At 55.7% G+C, this 23,882-nt stretch carries 24 protein-coding genes; 8 read left to right on the forward strand and 16 right to left on the reverse strand.

All coding sequences use genetic code 11. The features are described from left to right. The first annotated feature begins 33 nt into the window (after positions 1-33). Genes nadC through H8S56_RS18960 form a run of 3 tightly spaced genes read left to right on the forward strand, consistent with a single transcriptional unit; the run spans position 34 to position 3,319 of the window. The gene (gene nadC, locus H8S56_RS18950; protein ID WP_024695117.1) at positions 34-882 is read left to right on the forward strand and encodes a carboxylating nicotinate-nucleotide diphosphorylase; all 849 of its coding nucleotides are present in this window, start codon (positions 34-36) and stop codon (positions 880-882) included. A 50-nt stretch (positions 883-932) separates the two neighbouring features. Next, on the forward strand, positions 933-2,024 hold the full coding sequence (locus tag H8S56_RS18955; protein WP_187519480.1) for an AIM24 family protein: 1,092 nt from the start codon (positions 933-935) through the stop codon (positions 2,022-2,024). 53 nt (positions 2,025-2,077) lie between these two features. Then, the gene (locus H8S56_RS18960) at positions 2,078-3,319 is read left to right on the forward strand and encodes a VWA domain-containing protein (protein ID WP_187519481.1); all 1,242 of its coding nucleotides are present in this window, start codon (positions 2,078-2,080) and stop codon (positions 3,317-3,319) included. Between the two features lie 72 nt (positions 3,320-3,391). Here H8S56_RS18960 and H8S56_RS18965 read toward each other — a convergent pair whose 3' ends face one another. The 13 genes from H8S56_RS18965 to H8S56_RS19025 form a co-directional block, all read right to left on the reverse strand. Beyond that, a complete protein-coding gene (locus tag H8S56_RS18965; protein ID WP_187519482.1) occupies positions 3,392-3,970 on the reverse strand; it encodes a TerD family protein in 579 nt (192 codons plus the stop codon). Between the two features lie 37 nt (positions 3,971-4,007). Beyond that, complete coding sequence (locus H8S56_RS18970; protein ID WP_024687512.1) at positions 4,008-4,583, reverse strand: TerD family protein; 576 nt, start codon at positions 4,581-4,583, stop codon at positions 4,008-4,010. Between the two features lie 27 nt (positions 4,584-4,610). Further along, a complete protein-coding gene (locus tag H8S56_RS18975; RefSeq protein WP_187519483.1) occupies positions 4,611-5,645 on the reverse strand; it encodes a TerC/Alx family metal homeostasis membrane protein in 1,035 nt (344 codons plus the stop codon). A 26-nt stretch (positions 5,646-5,671) separates the two neighbouring features. Continuing rightward, positions 5,672-6,121 carry a tellurite resistance TerB family protein gene (locus H8S56_RS18980; RefSeq protein WP_024687514.1) on the reverse strand — a complete coding sequence of 150 codons (450 nt, stop codon included), beginning with the start codon at positions 6,119-6,121 and terminating at the stop codon, positions 5,672-5,674. 51 nt (positions 6,122-6,172) lie between these two features. Continuing rightward, on the reverse strand, positions 6,173-7,381 hold the full coding sequence (locus tag H8S56_RS18985; protein ID WP_187519484.1) for a TerD family protein: 1,209 nt from the start codon (positions 7,379-7,381) through the stop codon (positions 6,173-6,175). Beyond that, entirely contained in the window at positions 7,378-7,971 is a 594-nt protein-coding gene (locus H8S56_RS18990; protein WP_187519485.1) for a TerD family protein, read from the reverse strand. The genes H8S56_RS18985 and H8S56_RS18990 overlap by 4 nt, the downstream gene beginning before the upstream one ends. 47 nt (positions 7,972-8,018) lie before the next feature. After that, positions 8,019-8,723 (reverse strand): HAD family hydrolase, encoded by a 705-nt coding sequence (locus tag H8S56_RS18995; protein ID WP_024684945.1) that lies wholly within the window; start codon positions 8,721-8,723, stop codon positions 8,019-8,021. Then, positions 8,724-9,674 (reverse strand): HpcH/HpaI aldolase/citrate lyase family protein, encoded by a 951-nt coding sequence (locus H8S56_RS19000; RefSeq protein ID WP_187519486.1) that lies wholly within the window; start codon positions 9,672-9,674, stop codon positions 8,724-8,726. It abuts the gene before it with no gap. After that, entirely contained in the window at positions 9,674-10,768 is a 1,095-nt protein-coding gene (locus H8S56_RS19005) for a cysteine protease StiP family protein (protein WP_024684947.1), read from the reverse strand. The genes H8S56_RS19000 and H8S56_RS19005 overlap by 1 nt, the downstream gene beginning before the upstream one ends. Further along, positions 10,761-11,519, reverse strand: a complete 759-nt coding sequence (locus tag H8S56_RS19010) for an HAD family hydrolase (RefSeq protein WP_024684948.1) — start codon at positions 11,517-11,519, stop codon at positions 10,761-10,763. Before H8S56_RS19010 ends, H8S56_RS19005 begins: the two co-directional genes overlap by 8 nt. Continuing rightward, positions 11,512-12,645, reverse strand: coding sequence for a phosphoribosyltransferase domain-containing protein (locus tag H8S56_RS19015; RefSeq protein ID WP_024684949.1), 1,134 nt, complete (start codon positions 12,643-12,645; stop codon positions 11,512-11,514). Before H8S56_RS19015 ends, H8S56_RS19010 begins: the two co-directional genes overlap by 8 nt. A 78-nt stretch (positions 12,646-12,723) precedes the next feature. Continuing rightward, on the reverse strand, positions 12,724-13,866 hold the full coding sequence (locus tag H8S56_RS19020; RefSeq protein ID WP_187519487.1) for a trypsin-like peptidase domain-containing protein: 1,143 nt from the start codon (positions 13,864-13,866) through the stop codon (positions 12,724-12,726). A gap of 54 nt (positions 13,867-13,920) precedes the next feature. Then, entirely contained in the window at positions 13,921-14,919 is a 999-nt protein-coding gene (locus H8S56_RS19025) for an ATP-grasp domain-containing protein (RefSeq protein ID WP_187519488.1), read from the reverse strand. A gap of 119 nt (positions 14,920-15,038) precedes the next feature. Here H8S56_RS19025 and H8S56_RS19030 point away from each other — a divergent pair, with 119 nt between their 5' ends. From H8S56_RS19030 to H8S56_RS19040, 3 genes are all read left to right on the forward strand, one after another. Next, complete coding sequence (locus H8S56_RS19030; protein ID WP_187519489.1) at positions 15,039-15,584, forward strand: DUF1523 family protein; 546 nt, start codon at positions 15,039-15,041, stop codon at positions 15,582-15,584. 519 nt (positions 15,585-16,103) lie between these two features. Continuing rightward, positions 16,104-18,056: an ATP-binding domain-containing protein gene (locus H8S56_RS19035; RefSeq protein WP_187519490.1), complete on the forward strand. Its 1,953-nt coding sequence runs from the start codon at positions 16,104-16,106 to the stop codon at positions 18,054-18,056. A gap of 6 nt (positions 18,057-18,062) precedes the next feature. After that, a complete protein-coding gene (locus tag H8S56_RS19040; protein ID WP_187519491.1) occupies positions 18,063-18,710 on the forward strand; it encodes a hypothetical protein in 648 nt (215 codons plus the stop codon). 189 nt (positions 18,711-18,899) lie between these two features. Here the strand turns inward: H8S56_RS19040 and H8S56_RS19045 are convergent, their stop codons facing one another. The 3 genes from H8S56_RS19045 to H8S56_RS19055 form a co-directional block, all read right to left on the reverse strand. Next, positions 18,900-19,718, reverse strand: coding sequence for a hypothetical protein (locus H8S56_RS19045; protein ID WP_187519492.1), 819 nt, complete (start codon positions 19,716-19,718; stop codon positions 18,900-18,902). 72 nt (positions 19,719-19,790) lie between these two features. Continuing rightward, positions 19,791-19,994 carry a hypothetical protein gene (locus tag H8S56_RS19050; RefSeq protein WP_187519493.1) on the reverse strand — a complete coding sequence of 68 codons (204 nt, stop codon included), beginning with the start codon at positions 19,992-19,994 and terminating at the stop codon, positions 19,791-19,793. Positions 19,995-20,694: 700 nt separating this feature from the next. Beyond that, the gene (locus H8S56_RS19055; RefSeq protein ID WP_187519494.1) at positions 20,695-21,135 is read right to left on the reverse strand and encodes a hypothetical protein; all 441 of its coding nucleotides are present in this window, start codon (positions 21,133-21,135) and stop codon (positions 20,695-20,697) included. Positions 21,136-21,286: 151 nt separating this feature from the next. Here H8S56_RS19055 and H8S56_RS19060 point away from each other — a divergent pair, with 151 nt between their 5' ends. Together H8S56_RS19060 and H8S56_RS19065 are read left to right on the forward strand one after the other, a co-directional pair. Continuing rightward, positions 21,287-22,027 (forward strand): cold-shock protein, encoded by a 741-nt coding sequence (locus H8S56_RS19060; protein WP_187519495.1) that lies wholly within the window; start codon positions 21,287-21,289, stop codon positions 22,025-22,027. 776 nt (positions 22,028-22,803) lie between these two features. Further along, positions 22,804-23,835 carry a site-specific integrase gene (locus H8S56_RS19065; RefSeq protein WP_235986817.1) on the forward strand — a complete coding sequence of 344 codons (1,032 nt, stop codon included), beginning with the start codon at positions 22,804-22,806 and terminating at the stop codon, positions 23,833-23,835. Positions 23,836-23,882: the final 47 nt, after the last annotated feature.

Consider the following 23,882-nt stretch of genomic DNA (forward strand, 5'->3'; position numbering starts at 1 on the left):
TATACTCGGACGACTTTGTGAGTGGAGCCTGCTATGCCGAATTTACGCCTTGCCGCCCTGACCGCCGAAATTGAAGCCAATGTGCGCCGCGCGTTGCTTGAAGACGTCGGCAGTGGCGACATCACCGCCCAATTGATTCCTGCAGAGCGACTGGCCAAAGCCACGATTATCTCGCGCGACGCTGCAGTGATCGCAGGCACCGCCTGGGTCGACGCCGTCTTTCGTCAGCTGGATCCTCGGGTCGCCGTGCATTGGCAGGTGAGCGACGGTGACCGAGTCAGCCCCAATCAGGCGCTGTTTCATCTGGAAGGTCCTGCCAGGTCGCTGTTGACCGGCGAACGCAGTGCGCTCAACTTCCTGCAGATGCTCTCAGGCGTGGCCACCCGCGCGCAGTACTTTGCGGACATGGTCGCTGGCACTCAGGTAAAACTGCTCGACACCCGCAAGACGTTGCCGGGCCTGCGCCTGGCGCAGAAATACGCAGTCACGTGCGGCGGCTGTCATAACCATCGCATCGGCTTGCATGACGCGTTCCTGATCAAGGAAAACCACATCGCCGCCTGTGGCGGTATCGCCGAGTCCATCGACGCGGCCCACAAGATCGCCCCCGGCAAGCCGGTGGAAGTCGAAGTGGAGAGCCTTGATGAACTCAGGCAGGCGCTGGACGCCGGAGCAGACATCATCATGCTCGACGAACTGAGCCTGGACGACATGCGCGAAGCCGTGCGCCTGACCGCAGGCCGGGCCAAACTTGAGGCCAGTGGCGGGATCAACGATGACACCCTGCGGGTGATCGCTGAAACCGGCGTGGATTACATTTCCATTGGCGCAATGACCAAGGACGTGAAGGCTGTGGACCTGTCCATGCGCCTGAGCATCTGATCCGCTTGTAGTTGAGCGCTGTCATCGAATCCAAATCGGGAGCAGAGGACGTGGAAGACTGGTTTGTAATGAATGCGGGCAGGCAACTGGGCCCGATGGACTCGGCCGCAGCACGCCTGATCGCCCGCGAGTCACCCGGGGCATGGTGCTGGAAACAAGGCATGCCGGACTGGAAACCGATCTATCAGGTCGCAGAAGTGCGAGCCGTGAAGAAAGACGGCGTCACGCCTTTTCCAGACCCGACGCCAGACATGATCCAGCCCCGACCGTCAGCCCTGCCCGCTCAGGCGGCCCCGGTGACCGCTCCTCCTGCACCCGCCTCCAGCACCGCGCCAATCAAGCGCCCATCGTTCACGCCCGACCCGAACGCGTCGGGCGGTTACGGTTCGTCACAGAGCACCGATGGCGTGGACTTCAAACTGTATGGCACGGAAACCCAGTTCATCGAACTGGAACTGGATCGCGGCGAAAGCGCCGTCGCCGAAGCAGGAGCGCTGATGTACAAAACCTGTGACGTGCAGATGGAAACCATCTTCGGTGACGGCAGCAATCAATCATCGGGACTGCTGGGCTCGCTGTTCGGCGCAGGTAAACGCATGCTGACCGGCGAAAGCCTGTTCACCACCGTTTTCTCGCAGCAAGGCTCGGGCAAAGGACGCGTGGCCTTTGCCGCGCCCTACCCCGGCACCATTCTGCCACTCAACCTGCGCGATTTTGGCGGCAAGCTGATCTGCCAGAAAGACAGCTTCCTGGCAGGTGCCAAAGGCGTGTCCATCGGCATTCAGTTCCAGAAAAAAATTCTCACCGGCCTGTTTGGCGGCGAAGGCTTTGTGCTGCAGAAACTCGAAGGCGACGGCTGGGTGTTCGTGCACATGGGCGGTACCGTGCGCAAAATCGAGCTGGCCGCGGGTGAAGGGCTCGATGTGGACACCGGTTGCCTTGCCGCCATGACGCAGACGGTCGATTACGACATTCGCCTGGTCGGCGGCGGTATCAAATCCATGCTGTTTGGTGGCGAAGGCATGGTATTCGCCAGACTCACCGGTCCCGGTACCGTGTGGCTGCAAAGCCTGCCATTCTCGCGCCTGGCCGGACGCATGCTGGCTGCCGGACCCGCTGGTGTGGGCAGAAGCGAACGATAACGCCGAATACGCCATCGAGGGCGCATGGGCGTCCTCATTGCCAAGGAAGAAACATGCTTATCTCTCAGGGTCAACGCATCCCTCTTTCCACCCTCATTCAAGGCTCCGATCTCACCCTGTCCATCGAGATCAAGAGCGGCCACGTCATCGACTACGTCTGCTTTGGTGTTGATGCCAACGGTAAGCTTTCCGATGATCGCTACATGGTCTTCTTCAATCAGCCTGCCAGTCCGTGCAACAGCGTCAAACAGGTCAACGGCGGTGACTTCCAGCTCGCGCTTTCCGGCCTGCCCGCCTCCATCGACCGCCTGGTGTTCACCGCCTCGATTGACGGTACTGGCGCCATGAGCGACATCCAGGCCAGCCATTTCAGCATCAAGCAAAACAGCGTCGAGGTCGCACGCTGCGAATTCTCCGGTGCGACCTTCGCGGCCGAGAAAGCAATCATGGTCGCGGACGTCTATCGCAAGAACGGCGAGTGGCGACTTGCCTCGAACCTGCAGGGCTACAACGCAGGCCTAGATGCGCTGGTGGTGCATTTTGGTGGCGAGGTTGCTGAGGCTCCCGCGCCTGCACCCGTTGCACCCGCGAAAATCTCCCTGGAAAAGAAGATCGCCGCTGCGGCACCTCAACTGGTGAGCCTTGCCAAGAAAGCGCAGGTCAGCCTGGAAAAAGCCAACCTGACCGACACCAGGGCGCGGGTCGGCCTGGTGCTGGATGCATCGGGCTCCATGAACCCTCAATACACCCGTGGACACGTACAGGAAGTGGTGGATCGGCTGATTCCCCTTGCCGTGCACTTCGATGACGACGGCGCGCTGGACTGCTGGGCGTTCGGTGCCAAGCCCCAGCAACTGTCGGCCGTCACGCTTGCCAACTTCAAGGACTTCATCAAGACCGATCACGGTGGATGGAAGGACTGGGAGCTGGGCGCTCGCGTCAACGATGAGCCCAAGGCGATGCGCAAGGTCATCGACTACTACAAGCAGTCGGGTGACAGGACACCGATTTATATTCTGTTCATCAGTGACGGTGGCGTGCATCAGGATCGCGAGATCAGCAAACTGATGGTCGAAGCCGCCAGACTGCCGATCTTCTGGCAGTTCGTGGGCCTTGGAGGACGCGGTTACGGGATTCTGGAAAAGCTGGACGACATGGACGGTCGAGTGGTCGACAACTGCAACTTCTTCGCCCTGGACCGACTGGACGAAGTGCCGGAAGAAAAGCTGTATGACTTGCTGATGGAAGAATTCCCGGACTGGCTCAAGGCAGCCAAGGGCGCGGGGATTCTGTAACGCCTGATAGAACGCCAATAAAAAACCCCCGCCATCACTGGCGGGGGTTTTTATTGAGCGCAAGGTTCGGGTTTAGCCGATCGACACGCCATGAGCTTCTGCCAGTGGCTTGAGGCCACCTGCAAAGCCCTGGCCGATGGCCTTGAACTTGAACTCGTCGCCGTTGCGGTACAGCTCGCCGAAGATCATCGCGGTTTCGGTCGATGCGTCTTCCGACAGGTCATAACGTGCGATTTCCTTGCCGTCAGCCTTGTTCACAACACGGATGTACGCGTTGGAAACCTGACCGAAGCTTTGCTTACGCTCATCAGCCGAGTGGATGGTCACCGCGAACACCAGTTTTTTGACCGCAGCAGCCAGGCCTGTCAGCTTGACCACGGCAGACTCGTCGTCGCCATCGCCTGCGCCGGAGCGGTTGTCGCCCAGGTGCTCGACCGAGCCATCAGTCGATTTTTTGTTGTTGTAGAAAATGAAGCTGTTGTCGTCCAGGACCTTGCCGTTCTCGCCGACGATGAAGATCGACGCGTCCAGGTCAAACTCGGTGCCGTCAGTGACACGCGGATCCCAACCCAGACCTACAGTGATTTCTGTCAGGCCAGGAGCCTCTTTGGACAGGGAAACGTTGCCGCCTTTACTCAGACTTACCGCCATTTTCTTGATCCTTTTCTAGAAAGTAGTTGAGCGCGAATCAGAAGTTCATGCCGTAGGAATTGGCAACGGCCTTCAGACCGCCTGCATAACCCTGACCGACCGCACGGAATTTCCATTCGCCAGCATTGCGATACAGCTCGGCGAAGACCATCGCTGTCTCGGTCGATGCATCTTCGGCCAGATCGTAGCGAACGATCTCGGAGGACGACTTCTCGTTCAACACACGAATGAACGAACCGCCCACCTGACCAAAGTTCTGCTTGCGGCTGTCGGCATCGTGAATGGTCACGACGAAAACAATTTTATCGACATCGGCAGGGACACGGGTCAGATCGACCTTGACCACTTCGTCATCGCCGTCGCCAGCGCCGGTGCGGTTGTCACCGGCGTGCTCGACAGAGCCATCGGCACTCTTGAGCTGGTTGTAGAAAATGAAGTCAGCTTCACTGCGGACCTTGCCATTGGCGCCCAGCAGGAATGCGCTGGCGTCCAGGTCAAATTCCTGGCCGTCAGTGGCTCGCGGATCCCAGCCCAGACCGATGAGAACATTGGTCAGGGTCGGGTCGGTTTTCGACAGCGAAAGGTTGCCACCTTTTTGCAGAGTCAAAGCCATGATTCGGTTATCTCCTATATCCAGTGTTTACGCTTTTTCTTCAGATGGCTCTTCTTTACCCGGGAAGAGCAGGCTGGCGACGATGCCGATTACCAGAACGACCACTACAACCAGAAGACTGGCGTTGGCGCTGATCTCGTAACCGTGATGGAAAATGTGGTTGGTCGCATTCAGGCCCAGCTTGAGGGCGATGAAGAACAGCAGTGCGATAACCGCTTTTTCCAGGTGCACCAGGTAACGCTTGAGAGCTTCAAGAACGAAGTACAGGGTACGCAGGCCCAGAATCGCGAACAGCATCGCCGAGAACACGATCAGCGGCTCACGGCTGACCGCGATGATCGCGGGTACGGAGTCGAACGCGAACAGTACGTCGGAGATTTCAGCCACGACCAGACACAGGAACAGCGGCGTTGCGAACAACGCACCTTTGGCCGCCAGGGTAATACCGGCGTTCTCAGGCTTCTTCACTTCTTCTTCCAGCACCGAGCGGCGAACGAAGAAGTTGCTGCCGTGCAGTTTTGGCCATACCGGGAACAGCTTCTTGGCGAAGCGATAGGCCATGTGCTGGGAGTAGTCGATTTCTTCGTCATCGTCATCACCAGCCCTGAGCATCATGATGGCAGTCCAGGCAACGATGATCGCGAACACCACTTCGACCCACGGGCCCAGAGCCAGCAGGCCGGTACCAATGGCGACGAAGATGCCGCGGAAAACGATGGCACCGATGATGCCCCAGTACAGAACACGGTGGCGCAGGCCGTCCGGGATCTTGAACCAGGTGAACAACGCCATGAACACAAACAGGTTGTCGACGCTCAACACTTTTTCCAGCGCATAACCGGTAACGAACAGCGTGGCAACTTCAGAACCGTGCTGAACGTAGAGGAAACCGGCAAACGCCAACGAAATGGCAACCCAGAAAATCGACCAGGCGGATGCCTGAGCGAGCGTAATAGGCTTGTTTCCCCGGTGGGAAAACATGTCGATGGCCATGGCCGTAATGGCCAGGCCGATGAATACGGCCATGGTAAGTGGAGGGAAGCCTAGAGAGGTGCTTTCCATTTAACTGCGTTCCTTAGGGTGAAAAATTACAGGTCGAAATCGGATGGGTTCAGGCCAAGCTCTCGACAGATCGTGCGGCAGACTTCCCGCTCTTTCTCGTCAAAGCTGCCATCTGCGCCACCGATGGCACAGCAGACACGTACCAACAGACGGGAGGCATCTTCTTTTTTCTTGATCTTGCCGATGGTTTTCAGGGCTTCGGCACGGCCGATCTCAAAATCGAACTCAAATTTCGAGCACGCGTCCTGAAAGCCCTGAATGACTTCCTTCATATCGAAAACTTTCAGTTCCTGAGAGTTTTGAATGAAGCCAGCCATTTTCTGCTTTTCGCTGGAGCTGATATCGCCATCGGCGGCGGATACCAGCGCACAACCGGAAACCACGGCGTCCATGAATTCGCGATTCTTGAACTTCGAAACTTCGTTAGCCAGTTTGTCGCGAGCCGCTGTTGCGTTAGTTTTCAACCAGTCCAGCATGTCTATCTCCCATGAGGCGGCACGGCCGACCTCAGAAAATGAGTATGTCGTTTATTTCGAACCGGCAGCCCAGCGCATACCCCAGCTGTAGGCCTTGTCCATGTTGCTGTGTCCGTTGTGGAAATCCACACGGCGCGTCACCTTGACCGCACCATTATCGTTTTCCAGCAGCGCAATCGCACACATTCCCTGACGACCACCTTCCTCATTGAGGCGAACCTCGATGGGCGGCTGGCCCGGGGCGTGGATAGTGACAACTCCGTCGGTCTCTTTCCAGTTCGGCGCACCTTCATAGATGAATGCGTAGACCAGAATGCGGCGGATCTTGTTCCAGTGAGCACCGTTTATATGCAACCACTCGCCATCGCTGACAGAGCCGGTGCGGTCATCGCCCATCAGTTTGATGAAGGGCTCGGTGTTGAGCGAACCAAAAGAGTTGCCCAGTGCCTGCACAGCGCCTTTATGACCGTCCTGCAACTCAAACAGGCAGCCTACATCAAGGTCAATGGCATTGCTCTTCTTCATCGAGAAGAAACCGCCACCCTTGCTGTCACTGCGACGATTCCAGTTCAGGTTGACCCTGATTTCGCCAAAGCCCGCACTGGTCTTTTCCAGACTGATCGAAGCGCGTGTCTTGTCCAGCGTGATTTTACTCAGGCTGACGGTCGATTTGACGGCTGGCGGAGCGGAAACAGGTGCAGGTGCAGGTGCAGGTGCAGGTGCAGGTGCAGGTGCAGGTGCAGGCTGATCCTGCGGCGCTGCCACTTCAACCCCGAAATTCTTCGCCAGCGGCTCAAGACCGCCCGCAAAACCCTGCGCCACGCAACGGAATTTCCAGGCACCCTGACGCAGATAGAACTCGCCCAGAATCAGCGCCGTTTCTTTCATGCCGACTGTGGAAATATCTGCCTGAATATCGCCTGTAATGGTCAGAGCCAGCCGTGACACGCTGTCAAAGCTGGCCTTGTTCTCGTAAATGGTCGCTGTCAGCGCAACCTTCTCGATAGCCGGGTCCAGACGACCCGGGTCGAGGGTGAACACGGCGCGACCAGACGACGCCTCGGTCAACTGGACCGCACCGCCGCTCACGCTTTTCTGACCGAAGAAACACATGTCCTGATCGCCACGGACCTTGCCGGAGCTGGTCAGCAGAAACGCGGACACGTCAATGTCCGCGCCCGCTAGAGGGGAGTAGCTGACATCCACCGTCAGGGGACCGGCAGCTACCGGCGCATTGGCGCCTGGGACAAGTTGAGTCATGCGCGTACGGCTCCAATGGCCAGATCGACCAGATCATCGGCGGTGCGACCATTGGTGGCCTGACCCACGGCGGTGAAGTCCCAGCCGCTTGGGGTGCGCGACAGGTAAGACATCACCACGCCTGTGTGCTGGCCTTTCTCGGACAGATCGAAACGGCCCAGCTCATTGCGCGTGCCCAGGTCGACAATACGGCAGTATGCGTTGGCGACTTTTTCGAAGTTCTGTCCAGTGAAGGAGTTGACGGTGAAGACCAGATATTTCACGGTCGCTGGCATTTTTTCCAGATCGACGCTGATGGTCTCGTCATCGCCCGCGCCTTCGCCGGTGCGGTTGTCGCCGGAGTGCTGAATGGCACCGTCACGGGACTGCAATTGGCGGAACCAGACCAGATCGAGCGGCTTCTTGTCGGCGTCCAGCATGATGCAGGATGCGTCAAGGTCGATGTCGCCACCGCCGCCGCCCAGCAATTTGCCGAAGAATCCGCTCGCTTTCTCAGGGTCCCAGCCGAGGCCCATGCTGACTTTCTTGAGGCCGGTACCAGCGGTTTTCTCGAGTGAGATCGTCTGGTTTTTCGCCAAAGTGAGTGCCATTTTTCGCTCCATGTGGACTGCGCAGGTCGGATAAAAGTGTTACAGCCTTACTGTGTTGGCCCATCTTTGCCATCGGGATTGTGTAACTTGGCGTTAATGGGGCCTTTGTAACGGCCTTTTCGCCATGTCGGATGGAAATGCCGCCAGTGCGCATCCTGAGCAGCCGCGAGCAATTCGTGATCGCCCCGCGTGTCGCCCCAGGCCCTGACGCGAAACTGCGTGAGCGGCCCGTAAACGCCCTCAAGACGCGCCACCTTGGAGTCACAGCGGCAGTTACTGCCTTCGATCAAACCGGTCAGTTTGCCGTCGATCACTTCCAGATTGGTGCCGATCAGCTCGACTTTCAGGCGGTTGGCGAACGGTTGCAGGACCATAGCAGGCGATGCTGAACATAGCGTGACAATGGCTCCTTTCTCGATCTCCGCCGCAATGGACTCCAGCGCAGCCGGGCGCATCAGGCGCGACCAGTAGAGTTCGCAGAATGCTTCAGCCTTCTGCTGCAACCACTGCGCGTCAACGCCCGTCAGAAAGGCCTTGATCAGACGGCCCTTGAGTTCATCGCGGGTGACGCGTTTGGTCAGGTAGCCAATACTGGGCAATACCAGCCTGGCCATGCGCACTGAAAAGGCACGCTGCCCGAAAGCAAATTTGAGGAACGGCACGAAGCTGTCGTGTCGAGTGATGGTCCCATCGAAGTCGAACACCGCCAGCAGGCGCTGTTCCACTTCGACTTCAAGGTCAGGTTCTATCATCTAGCTAACTGCCTCAGCGAGTCGAATGCTGGCATCCATGATCGAAGCGGGTGCGGGTAGCACTCCATGCCATTTGGCGCGCTCCATGATGTGGGTTGCCCATTTGTAATGAGTGGCCGGTTCACACATCGCATCGTTGTACTTGAACACAGCCGGCGCGACAGAGTTCAAAATCATCCGGGCCGCGTTCAGGTCGTCAAGACTGACGCGCAGTGCATTCTGAATGATATTGACCTGCGATGGGTGAATGGCGGTCTTGCCGACCAGACCATTGGCAATGTCCAGGGTCAGTTCCTGCTCCAGAATGTCCGGAGTGGCCAGTTGCTCGAACACCGGAGCGGTCAGTGCAAAACCTTGCGAGCCCATGACCCCGGCCAGCATCGGAATGACGTAACCCATCGGCGTCCCGTAAAGAGTCATGGCTGGATGGCGACGCAGGCCAAGGCAGCCCATCAGGTCATTGCCACCAATACGCAGCGCAATGATCCGCTCGTTCAGGTTCGCCTTCAAGGCCTGGCCCAGTTCGACCATCGCCGTCGGGTTGAACACCTCCGGCGTCTCCAGGGTCGGCATCAAGGCCAGGGCAGGATTGGTGACAGCCTGCTCCCAACTTTTCAAGGTGCTCAGCGACAACTTGGGCACGACGAAGCCGTCGACGTGAGCCATCAGAGGCCAGTCGTTGAGAATGCGTGCCATCGCGGCGTCACGAGGACGCACGAACAGCAAAGGGCCATTGGCCGGACGACCACCACGATCCTGGATGCGGGTCAGCACCTGGCGCAGATTAGCCAGCGCGGTATCGACGTCGATCAAGGCGACGGCGTCCTCCAGGCAGACGACCAGCGAGCGCAATTCGGGAAGTTTTTCCGCGAACACCACATCCAGAATGTCGTCACGGGTAGCAGGCATGTACAGCGTTGCCCCCAGCGCGTAAGGCGAGAATAAGGCCATTAGCTCAGACTCCGGATGATGGTTACCGCCCTATAGGGCCCCAGGGCGCTGCCGACCTGCTCGACAGGGATGCCCGCTTTTTCGGTCAGATGCAGGAGCAGTTGTACGTCGCTGTCAGCCGTGTCACGCACCAGGACGTGATCCGGCACGCGACGCATGACCGCACGCGTGGCTTCGGCAATGCCCGGCTTCACGCGATTGAGGTTCGTTATCCCGAAACGTTCTGCCAGACGCTCTACCACCTGCGAAGCGGCAGACTTGAGCGCAAGCTGCTGTCCAGCCGTCCATGGTGTCACTGTGGCAGTAGAACGCAGGCTACGGCGTTCGTTCTCAATCTGTTCGATGAATGGCCGGGTAACGTCATGGGGCTGCAACTGATCGTAGACCACGCAGCCATGCAGCCCGCCGTCGGCTGGCCAGATCGAACGGGAAACCAGCCCGGAAACCGTCGCCCCCAGAATGCCGGACGGAATGACCCAGTCTTCGCAAGACGCCGCCAGCCAGGCGCTGCCGCACGGATCGGCCAGCACCACCAGACGCGGCGCTTCGGGAAAGCGTGAATCGCCAGCCAGGCTGCGCTTGATCTCCCCGGAAATCGCGCCCTTGCCGGTCCAGCCATCGACGAACACGATGTTCTGCGCGCCATGAGCCTTGATAATCGCCTCAAGCGCCACGGCGTCGATGCCCCGGTCACGAATGATGCTGATGCCGTAGTGATGCGCTTCACGCCCCATGTCGATCAAGGCACGGCGCAGCAGCACGCCCAACGGCAAACCCGCGCGCACGAAAGACACCAGCACAATCGCGGAGTCGGGGTATTCACGATCCAGCGCCTGCGCCAGTGACTGGACGTCGGCCGCCATACGTGTGCCGTTCTGCTCCAGCGTGCGCTTGAACAATGCCTGATGCGCTTCGCTGGGCGCGGCCTCCTCGCTGATCATCTCCGAGTAATGCTTTTGCCGCGTCTGGATCAGGCGTTCCTTTTCCTCGACGTCCGTGGTCTGCATCTCGACGCCGCGCAGCAGGAAATGCACATCGCCTTCGAGATAGCTTCCACTTCCCACGGTGTCCAGCCCGTGAACCGGATTACTCATGCGCAGCCCCGACAAACATTTTCGCCAACTGACTGCGGGCAGGCGTTGCCCACCAGTGGCACTCGTCCATGAAACCCAGATCGGTAATGCTGTCGCCGAAACCCAGCACCGGGCGCTCGCCATTCACAGCCTTGTCGCGACGCAGCCATTCCTGAACGGCATAGCGCTTGGCCAGACCGTTAGGCAGAAACGCAAGATTGTTGCCATTGCCATGCACGTGCATGTCGTCGAGCAGGCCACGGGCCTGCACTTCAGCCAGCACGCGCGTGAGGATGCTGTCGTCGCTCTCGTTGTGCTTGGTCACAACGTAATGAAACAGTCTGGCCTCTTCCACAACCCAGCCGCGCAGCGACACGCCCATTTCCTGACCAATGGTCAGGGTGGCTGCCGACAACTCATGCAGACGCGTCTGATAGGCGGCGAGCGTCTGAGTCATATGCTCGTTCCACGCCTTGTCGACACGCCCCATCAGGTCGAGCATGACGCCGCCATGGGAGCAGATGGCCCCTGCAGTAAACGGCAGCTTGACCCGGCTATAGGCCTCGACACTGCGCGCAGTCACCGGCACCACATCGGAATGCGCCAGCAACCAATGGGCAAAGGATTTCTGCACGTTGGTCATGTAGCCATTGGCGTTACCGCTGATATCCAGCGTCGCGACATGCTTTTCGATGTCGGCCGGGGTTTTACGCGCGGTCTGGAAGAGGGTGTCGTCCAGATCGACGAAGATCAGCGGGCGGGTGTTACTCATCGCAGATCACCTCGGCGTTCAATGCTTGAATCAGCTCGGCAGGCACCGCCTGACTGGGCGTTTCGGTACAGATCAGCACCCGGTCGAACTGACCCGGCCGCACGTTGTAAAGAAAATTGGGAATGCCCAGGCCGTAGTTGTCGGAGAACGACAGCGCGTGGTCGATGGCATGGCCCAGGGCAATCGGCGAGCGGCTCGTCGAGCTGAAGTGCACATCGGCACCGGCCTTTTCCAGACGCTCGGCCAACAGGAACGGACGCCAGACAAACTCGCTGGTGCCGACCACCAGAACGCGCTCGCCCTTGGCGACCTTGATGTCCGGCGCCAGCGTGTCGTCGACCGACAACACGCCCAGTCGGCCCCAATCGTTGGCCGTCACCAGTGGCCAGTCGCCCATTGCAACCGTGCCGACTTCCGGCATGTCAGGCATGGGGGCGCTCGGATCTTCATCGAACGAGTAGGACCCCTGCAGCAGGGACACCTGTTCGGCGACAGCGCCCATCGAATTGCTGACTGCGCCTGCCGACCAGTCGGTCAACACGCAGGTCACGACGCGTTCGAGCTGGTCAAGACCGGCATCGACAAGCGCCTTATAGAGATTGATGAAGGTCTTGCCGGTGGACGCCTCGTCATCGACCAGCACCAGTGACCGGGCATTGAGCATCATGTCGCGCAACGCAGGGTCGGTCGGCAGGTGAATCAGATGGGCGCTGGCGTGGCTGTGTTCTTCCTCGAAACGCGCGAACAGGTCAGTGCCGGTCGGATGACGTGTGCTGACCAGGTACATCACATCCGAACGCGAGGCGCTGTACGCTCGATGCACACCCGCACCAAGCCCCACGGCGGTCTCGGCCATGCCGATCACCAGCACCGGGCCAGGCAGGTCGGCGGGAATCTTGTGTGCCAGGTTCTGAAAGCTCTCGAGCATAACGCCTGGGCGAACCGGAATGTGCCGACCCAGCACCCGCGAGACGAACAGGAAAGCGCGCTTGGGATTGCGCCGCTCGGCAAAACCGAACAGGGAGTCCGGGGCAATAGTGGACGCGTCGACGCTCACATTGAGGCGTCCGCGGAGCAAATCAGCACCGAGCCGGATAGAAGTGGAAGACGCTGCGCTGCTGTCCATCGATAAATTCCTGATTGTTAGGGTCGCAACCCTTGGCATGTGCCCGTCAAAGCGGTCCCGATTACGGGAGCGCCGGTGTCACTCGCGGGAGGCTTCTACGAGCCAGAGCGACGACTGGGCTGCACGCGAGATTTCTGTAGTGGTGTATGACCTTTCCGTGCGAGCGTGCGGCGCGTCGACGCGGCAGGCCTGCAGAAAAGACAGAAGCAGTGCGGATTTCACCGCGAAATTCATGTTTTGCCCGTCCGGCACCGTGGACGTCACCATTCCGATGACCGCCCCGCCGCTGTCGAACAACGGACTGCCACTGGAGCCCGGCTGAATGGGTGCCGTGAACTGGAACAGGCTGGCATCGCTGTGCAGGCCAAACAGCCCGGATATGCCACCCTGCGTAACCTGCAAGCCGCCGCCGGAAATGGACGCCAGCGGATAGCCCAGCACCACCACGTTATCGCCCGGTTCACAGCCCGGACCGTCGCGAAAGGTGACCGGGGACAAAGCCGAGGCTCCCTGCACCCGCAGCAGCGCGATGTCGTTGCGCCGGTCAATGACCACCGGTTCGACCTTAAAACGCCCTTCCAGTGAGTTGATGTAGAACACGTTCATGTCTTCGATGACGTGCGCGCAGGTCATGACATGCGCAGGCCCTACAACGAATGCCGTTCCGGTCGCCGACTGGTGATGTGAGCCGCCGCCATTGGGCGCGCCCGCCGGACGCCGTGGATGACGATCATCGACCTCCAGCCCGATCTTGCGCCCGAACGCCGACAGCCCGTAGGCCGAGCCTTCGCTCAACGCGCGGAATTTCCATTGCTCGTTACGCTTGTAGAACTCGCCGATGATGATCGCCGCTTCGCCGTTGTCGCGCAGGTCGATTCGATGCTCGATGTCAGCATCGACCTGCAAATGCAGGCTGGCAATCTCGCGAACCGGTCCAGTGGCGGAGAACACGTACACCATCAGCAGCACACGATCACTGCCCGCGGGCAGCCGATCCAGCTTGAGCGCACAACCCACGTCCTGCGGACCGCCGCTCCACTCCATCCAGCTCTGTTCCTGATGCAGCAGCGCCGGATCGCCCTTGGGCTGACGCTTTTCGTCAACCGGCAGCAGCGCGACGGCTGCGTATTCACCAAAGATCGAGGACCGGCCGCTCTGCAGGTTCCAGGTGCAGTGGGGATTCGCTAAAGCTGTATTTGCACCTGGCGCCAGAACCTTCATGCCCGATCCTCCCTGATAAGAGCGATTAGTGATAGCAAAAATCTATTGTGCGGATCATACAGCGGCCCGCACGGCAACGGTGATGGCCTTGACTCGAATATCATCGAGCCAATGTGTTTCCGGTTCTTTCAAGCCCAGACGCCGTGTGGCGAAAATCCCCGGCAGATTCACACCGGTCTCCCGCGTGTAGCCAATGCCACCTGAATAACGTGGATTGATTTCCAGCAGATGCGGCATGCCATGCTCGTCATCGCGGGTCTGCACGTTGATCAACCCGTCACAGGCAAAATGCTCGGCAGCCCTGACCGCTAGACGCACGGCTTCACTGTCACGCTCGAACGTCTGATTCAGCCCTTGCTTGCGCCGCCCGACGAACGCCACCGCCTTGCCCTGCTCACACACCATGTCCACCGAACACTCGCTGCCCGCCATATACGGCATCAGCAGCATCGGCGGACGGACGTCGGACTGGCGATAGGCGTTGAGGTAAGCCTGGAAGGTCGTTTCGCGAGCATCCGGGTTGGCAAACACCCGGAAATCGTCGATTCCCTCCTTGAATCGCCAGAAGCCATGACCAAAGATCCCGACCGTAGGCTTGATGCAAACCTCGCCGCAAGCCGAAAGCGTGTCATAAGCTGTCTGAAGCTCTTCGGCGTTGCAGGCAGTCAGGCCCGGAATGCACGCCAGACCGGCCGCCTGCGCCTGAGCGGTAAAGCGGCTCTTGTCGTCGACATCCATAAAGGTCTGCATGGACGTTCCACCGGTGACCAGGTCGAAGCCTTCAGCAATGAAGCGTTCACGCTGGGCTTCGTATACGCTGCCCACCCGCCCGGCGAGGATGACCTTGACGCCGAGTGTGCGGGCAGTTTCGATGACCCAGTCGATGCGTTCGTCGTTATCGGCAGGCTCCTGCAAGGCCACGTCGGCCTGCCCGGTGATCTCCGGGCGCAATTGTCGATGAGAGGCGACAATCTGCACCGAAGCCGGCAAGGCATCACGCGCGCCCATGATCACTTCGCGCTGGCTGGACTGCCCTTCAAGGAACCAAATCATGTGAATCTCCGGAAGACAAGCCCGCCTCAGACGGCCTTGTCGAATTTTGTAATAACTGTTTTGCTTCGAAATGTTCGGATTAAGGCAAAGTCACGCAATTTTAAACAGAGGACGCTGGTATGAAGTGGCTTAAAAGGTCGATTGGGCTTGTGGTGTTCGTGGCGTTCGGGATCGGCGCATTAAGCCTCTATTACGTCATGCCGCGCCATGATGTCGTGATGATCACCGGGGTGGAAGTCAAAAGAATGGACGCCGACGGCGTGATCAACGCCGAAAACCCGGCTGACGGTCCGACCCGTGACGTGTATTTCATCAACACCGAGCACCCGGACAACAAGAGCGTGGTGGTGTATCGCAACGAAGACACCGGCTGGAGCTTCCCGTGGTACTTCAAGTTCGACTCCGCCGACATCCAGGCCAAGGCGCAGGGCTATTCCCGCGACTCGCAGCAACTGGCGCTCATCCGCTACTACGGCTGGCGCATCCAGATCCTCTCGATGTTCCCCAACGTGACCCAGATCGAAGCCGTGACCACCCGTGACCAACCCTTCCCGGTGTTCAACGCGATCTTCTTCGGCGTCCTGACCTTGCTGCTGGTTTTAATTGTGGTCGTAATCCGCCGCCGCTTTCGCAGACAACCCCGCGTGGACCAGGTGGTGCGGTAAGGCCGAGGCTTAACCCGAAACGAAAAAATCCCGATCAGCGATGATCGGGATTTTTTGTTTCTGGTGCCGAAAACAGGAATCGAATATAATCATAATAACCTAATAGAACATGAACATTCATTGCCGCGCCCCTACAAAAAGGTACTCATATGGGTACTCGTATCCTGGCCGCCTTCCTCGACGCCCACATAGCTCTGCGTCCCATAACATAAATAGACAGACTCGTTATGGATCAAAACAACCATTGGCACCGTACAAGTGTGACGCCCACCCCACAAAGACTCTTGGGATCAAGCCGTGACCCGCGAAACGCGGACACCGCTGGTAACTACGCGCTAGCTCTCGAGCGGCCGTCGATCCTTGCTGCGAGTCACAGGTTGGGCCATTATCAGTTCAGACCTAGCTTGGGCGCTCGTAGGTATGAATATGGCCGGTTGCCCCAGCTCCTTTCGGAACAGAGAAAAATATGAGCAGTTATATCTTCAGCAGCATTGTGCCAAGCGCGGAAATTGAGGGATTTTGCATCAGCTAGCCGATTGGTGTGCCGGAAATTACGTACAGTGCTACATTATTGATAAACCGCTTATAGAGATTAAAGGCAGTTACGACTCAGATAACTGCTTCGCCATATTGATCCCCAAGCGGAAAATTGTTTTCGTAAGTTCCAATGGCAACGACAGCGATTTATCAGACTATGCGGATGACTTCGTTGAAGACATTGGCTACATCTCAACAAAATTTAACTACAAAGACAAAATCGGCCGACCAAAGCGATGGCAGGAGTCTTTAACTTCTCAGCAGCTGCATGCTGAAAAACTTTCAATAGAGCAATACCTTGAAGCGTCGGAACTGACAAACGCAGAAGAGCAAAGACTGTCAGAACTGCTTGTGTCGTTGGCTACTGGTAGCATTAACGATATCGAGCGGGTGGGAGTGGATGTTCCTGAAAACGACCTAGATCGAATCAAGCGTAATATTTTGCTTTTTGATGGCGATCAGACACGCTTCGTCTATCAAGACTTAAAGCAAAAAGAGGTTAGGATACAAGGCCTTTCTGGTACGGGTAAAACAGAGCTCTTGCTCCATAAGTTAAAAGAGCTCTACGTCGCTGATGATATTTCAAGAATTGCAATTACGTGCCACAATAAGATTTTGGCAGCCAACCTTCGTGCAAGGATTCCAAAATTCTTTAACTTCATGAAGGTTGAACAGCAGATTGAATGGAATCAAAGGCTCCTCTGCGTCCATGCGTGGGGCTCATCAGGCCAGCCGTATTCTGGAGCATATGCAGCCATTTGTAGTGCGTATGATATCCCTTGCCATCCGTGGTCCAGATCCATGGATTTCGATCGAGCCTGCACACTGTCGTTAGAAGCCTTGAAAGCTAAAGGTGGTACTGATGGTGTCTATGCATTCGATTATATGCTAGTTGATGAAAGCCAAGACTTCCCCGAAAGCTTTTTTGAACTTTGTGAAATAGCGACAAAAAATTCGCTATTCATTGCGGGAGACATTTTTCAAAGTATTTTTGACGAAAGAAAGGGGGCTGGCACCAAGGCAGAGTTCACTCTTAGTAAGTGTTACAGAACAGCACCAACTACGCTAATGTTTGCTCAGGCACTAGCAATGGGGTACTTCGAAGACCGGAAATTAAATTGGCTAGACAATGATGACTTGGATGCTTGCGGCTATCAAAGTTCCACCGACCTCAATACTGGTGAGTTGATTCTAAAACGCGAGCCTATTAGCAGATTTGAGGACATATCTCAAGAGAGCAGAAGCGTAGATTTAATACGCTTGAATGGAGAATATCGTCAGCAATGCTGTCTACGTATAATTGAATGCATTAGAGATATCAAGAAGCAATACTCTAACGTAACAGCAAATGATGTCGGAATTATCATGATCGATAGAAGCAAATCGATCTATGAGATGTCTGACATGCTGGCCCAACTTATTCCTAGGGAAATTGGTTGGCCGGTCAATAAGGCTTATGAGTCTGGAAACCCAAGCAAGGACGGCGAACTATTCCTTAGTAATACCAACCATGTAAAGGGCTTGGAATTCCCGTTTGTCATTTGCGTGACATCTCATCTTTCGGAGTCATTCAATCATAGAAATGCGCTTTATATGGCAATAACTAGATCCTTCTTAAAAACGTATTTTCTAGTTCCCAATGGGATCATGAACCCGACCCTTGACAAGATTCAAGCAGGGCTCGAAAAGATTGCTAAAGATGGTGTGTTACGAGTAATGCCTCCGCCTGCAAGTGAACAAGAGCAAATTAGAGCCTCAGTGAAGTGGCATGGCAGGTTGAAATCTTTTGATGATCTCGCTCTAGACATTCTCTCGGAGCTGGGGACTTCTGAGTCTCAAAGCGTTCGTTATCTCAGCGCGATGAAATCTTTACTCGATCCTGATGCATCGAAGGCTGAAATCCAAAAGCTCGCGCGAAAGCTCACATCGGAATAGTGCTGAATGACGGTTAATATTTTCAAGGTAGATCAATATCAAGCGGTATCGTTTACCAAAGCAATACGCAGCAGGTTTGATATTCTGCGATTGTGGATGGACTCTATCAAAGTAATAATAAACTACTTCCCACCTTCGGAAGAAATCACTGCCGCAGAGATCCATATCCACAGTTCTAGAATGAGCAGACTATTTTATTCTAGTAGCACAAAAACATTTTCAATTTCGTTTCCTTTCAGAATTGAAACTAATGAAGGCCTATTCACTGTCAAAACCGCATCAGGAATTGACATCGACAGTAGGCTCTCATCCGACATACTACTCATAGCATCACTTCTTAAAGATAATGGACTAGTTAACGAATGGGCATTAGCCGAACATTTTGAAAGTCAAGGAGAAGCAGCTTCAGAGTTTTGGCCTGTGCTTTCTGAGTTACTGGGTGCAGAAGACGGTTATTTGCGCTTCGACCATGACCCTGACCCCAAAAGATTGAAAGGCCACATACATCCATTAGATCATGCAGACCTTTTCTACACTAACGGAGCTAGTTTCAAAATTGGTTTACACAAAAAACTAGCCCTTAATGAAATTGTTGACATTCTCAACCGAGAAACCGATTGCCATTATCTCGCTAAACTGACGAAACCGAAGTAGCGCGCTTTCCGGTGCGCAATGGCCGTTAAAATATACTGGAGCCCCCAAAGGCAAATCTGACCAAAAAGGCAGCAACTATTACCGCACTTGTTCCTGATGGACGTAGATCGACCTACACCTATTCCAGTCAGGCAAAGGCTGCCAGCCTAAGCCTGAGAAAGTCGATCAATGGGCAGAGTGCAACTGATGCTACGGGTTACCAGCTATCTTGCGAGCATAATCACGATCACTGAGATCTTTCTTCGGGTCAGCCTTAGCCCAAACTGTCGGTTTATCACAGGTCGTGCAGGTCAGTACCTTTTTGTCAGCGCTTAGGGAGTAAAGCTTCGCGCTGGAGCCTGCACCGATCTTCAAAGCGGTGTCTGTGACCTCAAAGCCTGGGGTTTCATACCCGAGGCGATCCATTGTCTCAAACTTAAACGACCAAATCCTGACCTGCTTCACACGCCAGATTCCCATGATAGTCAAAGGATCGGATTTCGTAGTCCGCTGATAGACCCAATCGCCTTCGAACGGGGCCAGCTTCTGAGCCTCTAAATCCCGACGCCCCTTCTCCAAGGCTTCTTTCTGCATTTTCTCCAGCGCCGCATTCAACGCCTCTTCGTCCTTGCGAGCCTGGTCTTTGAGCAACTTATCTACGTCATACGGTCCTTCGGGATCATATTTCCAGAGAAGTTCATCTGCCTTCATGCCAACGACTTTGCAATTGAGACAGTCAAGGCTTCGTTCATCGACGTTACGCTTCATCACGAGACGTGTGGAGCTATTCATGTCATCAAGAAAAAGTTTTCCCCCGCTTACCGACATCTTCAATTTGCTCAGTGGCTTGATACCGGATTTTCCAAAATCTCCGAATAACTCTGCTTTATCACCATGAATATTAAGAACCATGACTCCCTTCATACCCGAATCATGGAATCGATAAGCCCCTGTAAAATCCTCACCGCCACAGCCAGAGAGGGCCGTCCCGAAAGCAGTGACTGCTGCAAATTTAAATAGCGTGCGCATAACATTCTTCCCTTGATTTCTATCCACTAACAGCAAAGCACCCACAGAGCGATATCACTTTAACATCACCCGCTACGCTAGGCTGACGTGATTGAGCTGCTCGATGAAGAGCTCGGCGCGAAATTCGTCCAGCAGCACCAGAATCGGCATCCGATACAAACGCAGAACGTTGCCTTCTCTAGCAATGATTACAGGCCGCACCAACGAGAGCGACCATCTCATAGCTGGAAACAGGCAGCTAACGATCATCAGTTCGTCCAGATCCGCCCCCATCATCGATTACGCTCCCTTCGCTCTAGCCATTCCGCTGAGAGCCACAGCCCAACCCCCAAACCTCCAAGCACCCAAACCGACCACAGCGGCACTAGGCGATGAGAGCCCAGCCAGAAGCCTATAGCAGCGAGGACAACACCAACTAAAACTCTCTTCATGTAGCACCTCCAGTCATGTGAGCGATAACGCTAAACCATGACCGCCCTGTGTCATCGGGCCCTCACAAAAAATCGTCGGTTCCTAAATTAGGATTTGGGTGCGCCGCGCCAAGGAATAGAAGCGAGTCGGGGCTGCCGCCCAAACGGTGTGACAATCACGGACTGTTATTTTCGGGCTTTTGAAGGTCTCCAATAGACGGGAAATCCATGACTAGCGGTGGCGACGAAATCTTTGGCTATTCTCATTACTCAGGTAGTGGCGGCACAGCTCTGCGCAGGGCGCTCGATAGCATCGAGATTGCGCAGCTCTATTACTCGGCACGCGGCTCGCATCTAGGGGGGGTTAAATGATGGGTCGTGCTGGCGCGCCCTACCATAGGTAGCGTCATCGCCAGCACCGAAACGATCGACGCCGTTCCTCTTACCCGAAAACTTACTATGAAGAGCTGTTTCTAGTATAGCGATACAGTCAGCCACTTTGGCAGCTCGTCAAATGCTCTGGCACTGGTAACCCCAAAAAGTGACTTAAACTTTTCGGCCATTCTCTAGCCGACGCTTGACGCGACTGTTTCTTTCAGCAGCATCATCTCACCCTGAAGATCACACATCTGTTCGGCCAGCATTGCCAGCTTAGCTTCTAAAATGTAAACCCTATTCGGTGTTGTTAATTCTATATCATATACTCTTGGAACTTCAGAAACCTCGACAGAACGCAACAGAATATAATTTTTCTCTACCTGATCTACCACATAGATCAAACGTCCTGGATCATTAGCTAAGCCAAATACCAAATACACTCCCCTTGCTACGCCACTAACATCAATTTTTCTCCCATTATCTGCACTAGGCAAAAAAATCGGAAATACGATTTTTTTTCCGCGCCGATATGTGATCCCACACCATAGTTTTTTTTGGCTGAACGCTGAAACGTTAACAACATATGGATTTTCAATATAACCTTCATCGTCTATAGGTGCCGTATACAAAATCAAAAACCCGGGTGTGAGTAGTTTTATCAGCCTAGGCGCATGGAGCTTCCATATCAACCGAACTGGATGTAGTTACTGGGGGCGGGGGCGGGATGACACAAAATGTCCTGAGATACTATAGCCGCCTTCACAACAGGACACCAAGGTCATGAGCGACAGGTCAGATCAGGAAGATTCTCTAATTTCCGGCGTTGTACGCAGTTTCATGCCCGAAAAGGGGTTTGGATTCATTCAGGGAGATGACGGACGTAGCTATTTTGTACACAGTAAAAGCGTTGAGGGTGGGGAGCTTTTTGATGGTCAGTCCGTAGTATTTGAGGGCCAGCCAGGTCCGAAAGGGTACAGGGCACTGAGGGTCAAACCTGGAGAACGCCCGCAACCACCAGGCCTTGCCTATGAATCCCCGAATCGTTTTATCTGGACAAGGGATTCTACCGCACGCGGGTTCGAAATAATTTTCAATCTAGGCAGTGGCTACGCAGAGTCCAATAGTCCAAATGAAGCTCGATCTCTTCTGGAGAAAGCAAGCGCAGCCCGTGGCGGCAATGCTGTACTGAACGTTCAACTCATGAAGTACAGCCGCAGCGACGGCTGCTCAAATTACCGCTACACCGTGCACCGCTTCACCGGGGATTATGCGAATGTGCAGAAAATCGTCAGTACCTCAGATCAGGAGTGGATCGCGAACTCGATTCATTGGGAACAGGAATTCTTGGCTAGGATAGATAATCAAGCCTCCCAGCCAGCTACCCCTGATGCAGAAACTACCAGGCTGGTCCCGCCAGGTGCAGTCAAACATGTTGCGGTTATGCTGCTGAGTTGGACGCTCACTTTGATGAAAATTCTAGGCTTCACCCTCCTCGCCTTAGCGAAGCTGTTGCGGCGCTAGACGCTACCACTCACTCTTTTTGCGCGCTGAAAACAAGACCCAACTTCAGCCAGTGAACCCACTGCCTACCCGTATTGTGGGAACCGTTGAATGCCCTCATATCAATGGCGATGACGCTTATGTGCCCGCTATGTAACGCGCCTAGATGGCGCTTTACATAGCGGGCACACTCGACACATCTAATTTCGCGCAACAAATACAACGCAGCGTCATTGCGTTGTCGGCCTATGTCCATTTTTCGTATGCTGACAAGGCACCTAACCGCACTGTCCGGCAGTCTCGCTACCCGTGTTCTCATGGGGCGAGACATTGGCAGAAAGCTCTGCCCGCGCCATCGCAGGCAGATGCCCATCGGTTACACCTGCGCCATCGCGTGTGTGGCTGACCTAACCCCGACCGACGTGTCGGAGCCATCCACCACCATTTGGGGAGAGACAAGACAAACCAGCGTCGTCAGCCAGACTAAATGGCAACCGCACCTGAGCGAGTAATCAGGAACCCACTCGGAGACTCCGAGTAGGCGTGAACAGTCCCAGCCTGCATCTGATGCGAAGGGGGGCGAACAGGCACACAACGAACCATCTATGGATGGTGTGTCGCTGAACCGGCAACGGTCAGGAGTTCTTACAACGATAGAGAGAATCCCATGAGCGAATTCGATGCACTGAGCATTACTGCTCACCTCAAGGCCGAGTCTAGGATTCGGAGAAAACCCCGAACGTATGCCCAACGTCGCTCACTGCTAGATAATTTCACGTATGAGCTAATGCAGCTTCATGCAGCAGGTTGCAACGGTAGCGAGCTACAACGCTGGCTGGCAGAAAAAGGCTTCAGAGTCGAACGCTCGACCGTGCACCGATGGCTACACCGGAACCGGCACGATGGCTAAGTTTGCGAAGCCAGCGACACAGGCTGCGTCGGTGATGAAAAAGCTGCAAGGTACTCACATCCGCTCGGTCGGGACCGTCCGAAACTACGAACAACGATTAGAGCGAATCACCGCATACCTCCAGGAGCACCGCTTGGGTAGCCTCCGCGAGATGACACCCGTCGTTGCCCTCGAATACCTTCGGCAGCGTGCAATGGTGGTCGGACAGAAGACCTTGGATATGGAGCGTCAAGCCCTGCAAGCGATGATGCAACACGTCACGCACCGGCTCCCAACAGCGCAAACTCTTCAAGTCATTAAGAGTACCGCAAGCCCTCATCCAGGAAAGGCTAACCAACCAACACTAGGTCGCCGCCTGGCCGACCAGTCGAGAGCCTATACCCACGAGCAAATGGCGCTCATTGCTGCACGCCAAGCTCCCCATAACGCGCTCGCCACAGAGATCTCGCACGCCGCAGGTCTAAGAGCCCACGAGCTGCTTGGACTTCGCAGAAAACACCGCCAAGAGCCAGATCAGCGTCCTACACACAACATGAAGTTTTCAGGATTACGTGAAACAACTATCAGTTACACCGTCCACGGCAAAGGAGGGCTGATACGAGAGGTGCGCATTCCAATTCCACTCGCTAGACGCCTGGAAAGAATGCGCTTGGCTGAGCCCCGAAACGTCAAAGATCGTGGGATCAACTATCAGCAGTTTTACGGAATCGGAGGCGGTCAGCCTTGGAGCAAAAGCGTTAGTGCTGCTTCCAATACAGCACTTGGATGGTCAAATGGCGCCCATGGCCTACGGCACACCTATGCCCAGGATCGTATGGCAAAGCTCCAGCGCCACCTCACGCGAAAGCAGGCCCTTGAGGTAGTGTCACAGGAAATGGGGCATTTCCGCCCTGAAATCACCGAGGTCTACCTACGCTGAACTAGATACCGCCACAGCAGGATTAGTAATGGCTTAATGGTCGGTGT

It is taken from the genome of Pseudomonas triticifolii (genome assembly GCF_014358015.1).
In the GTDB taxonomy this organism is placed as follows: Bacteria; Pseudomonadota; Gammaproteobacteria; order Pseudomonadales; family Pseudomonadaceae; genus Aquipseudomonas; species Aquipseudomonas triticifolii.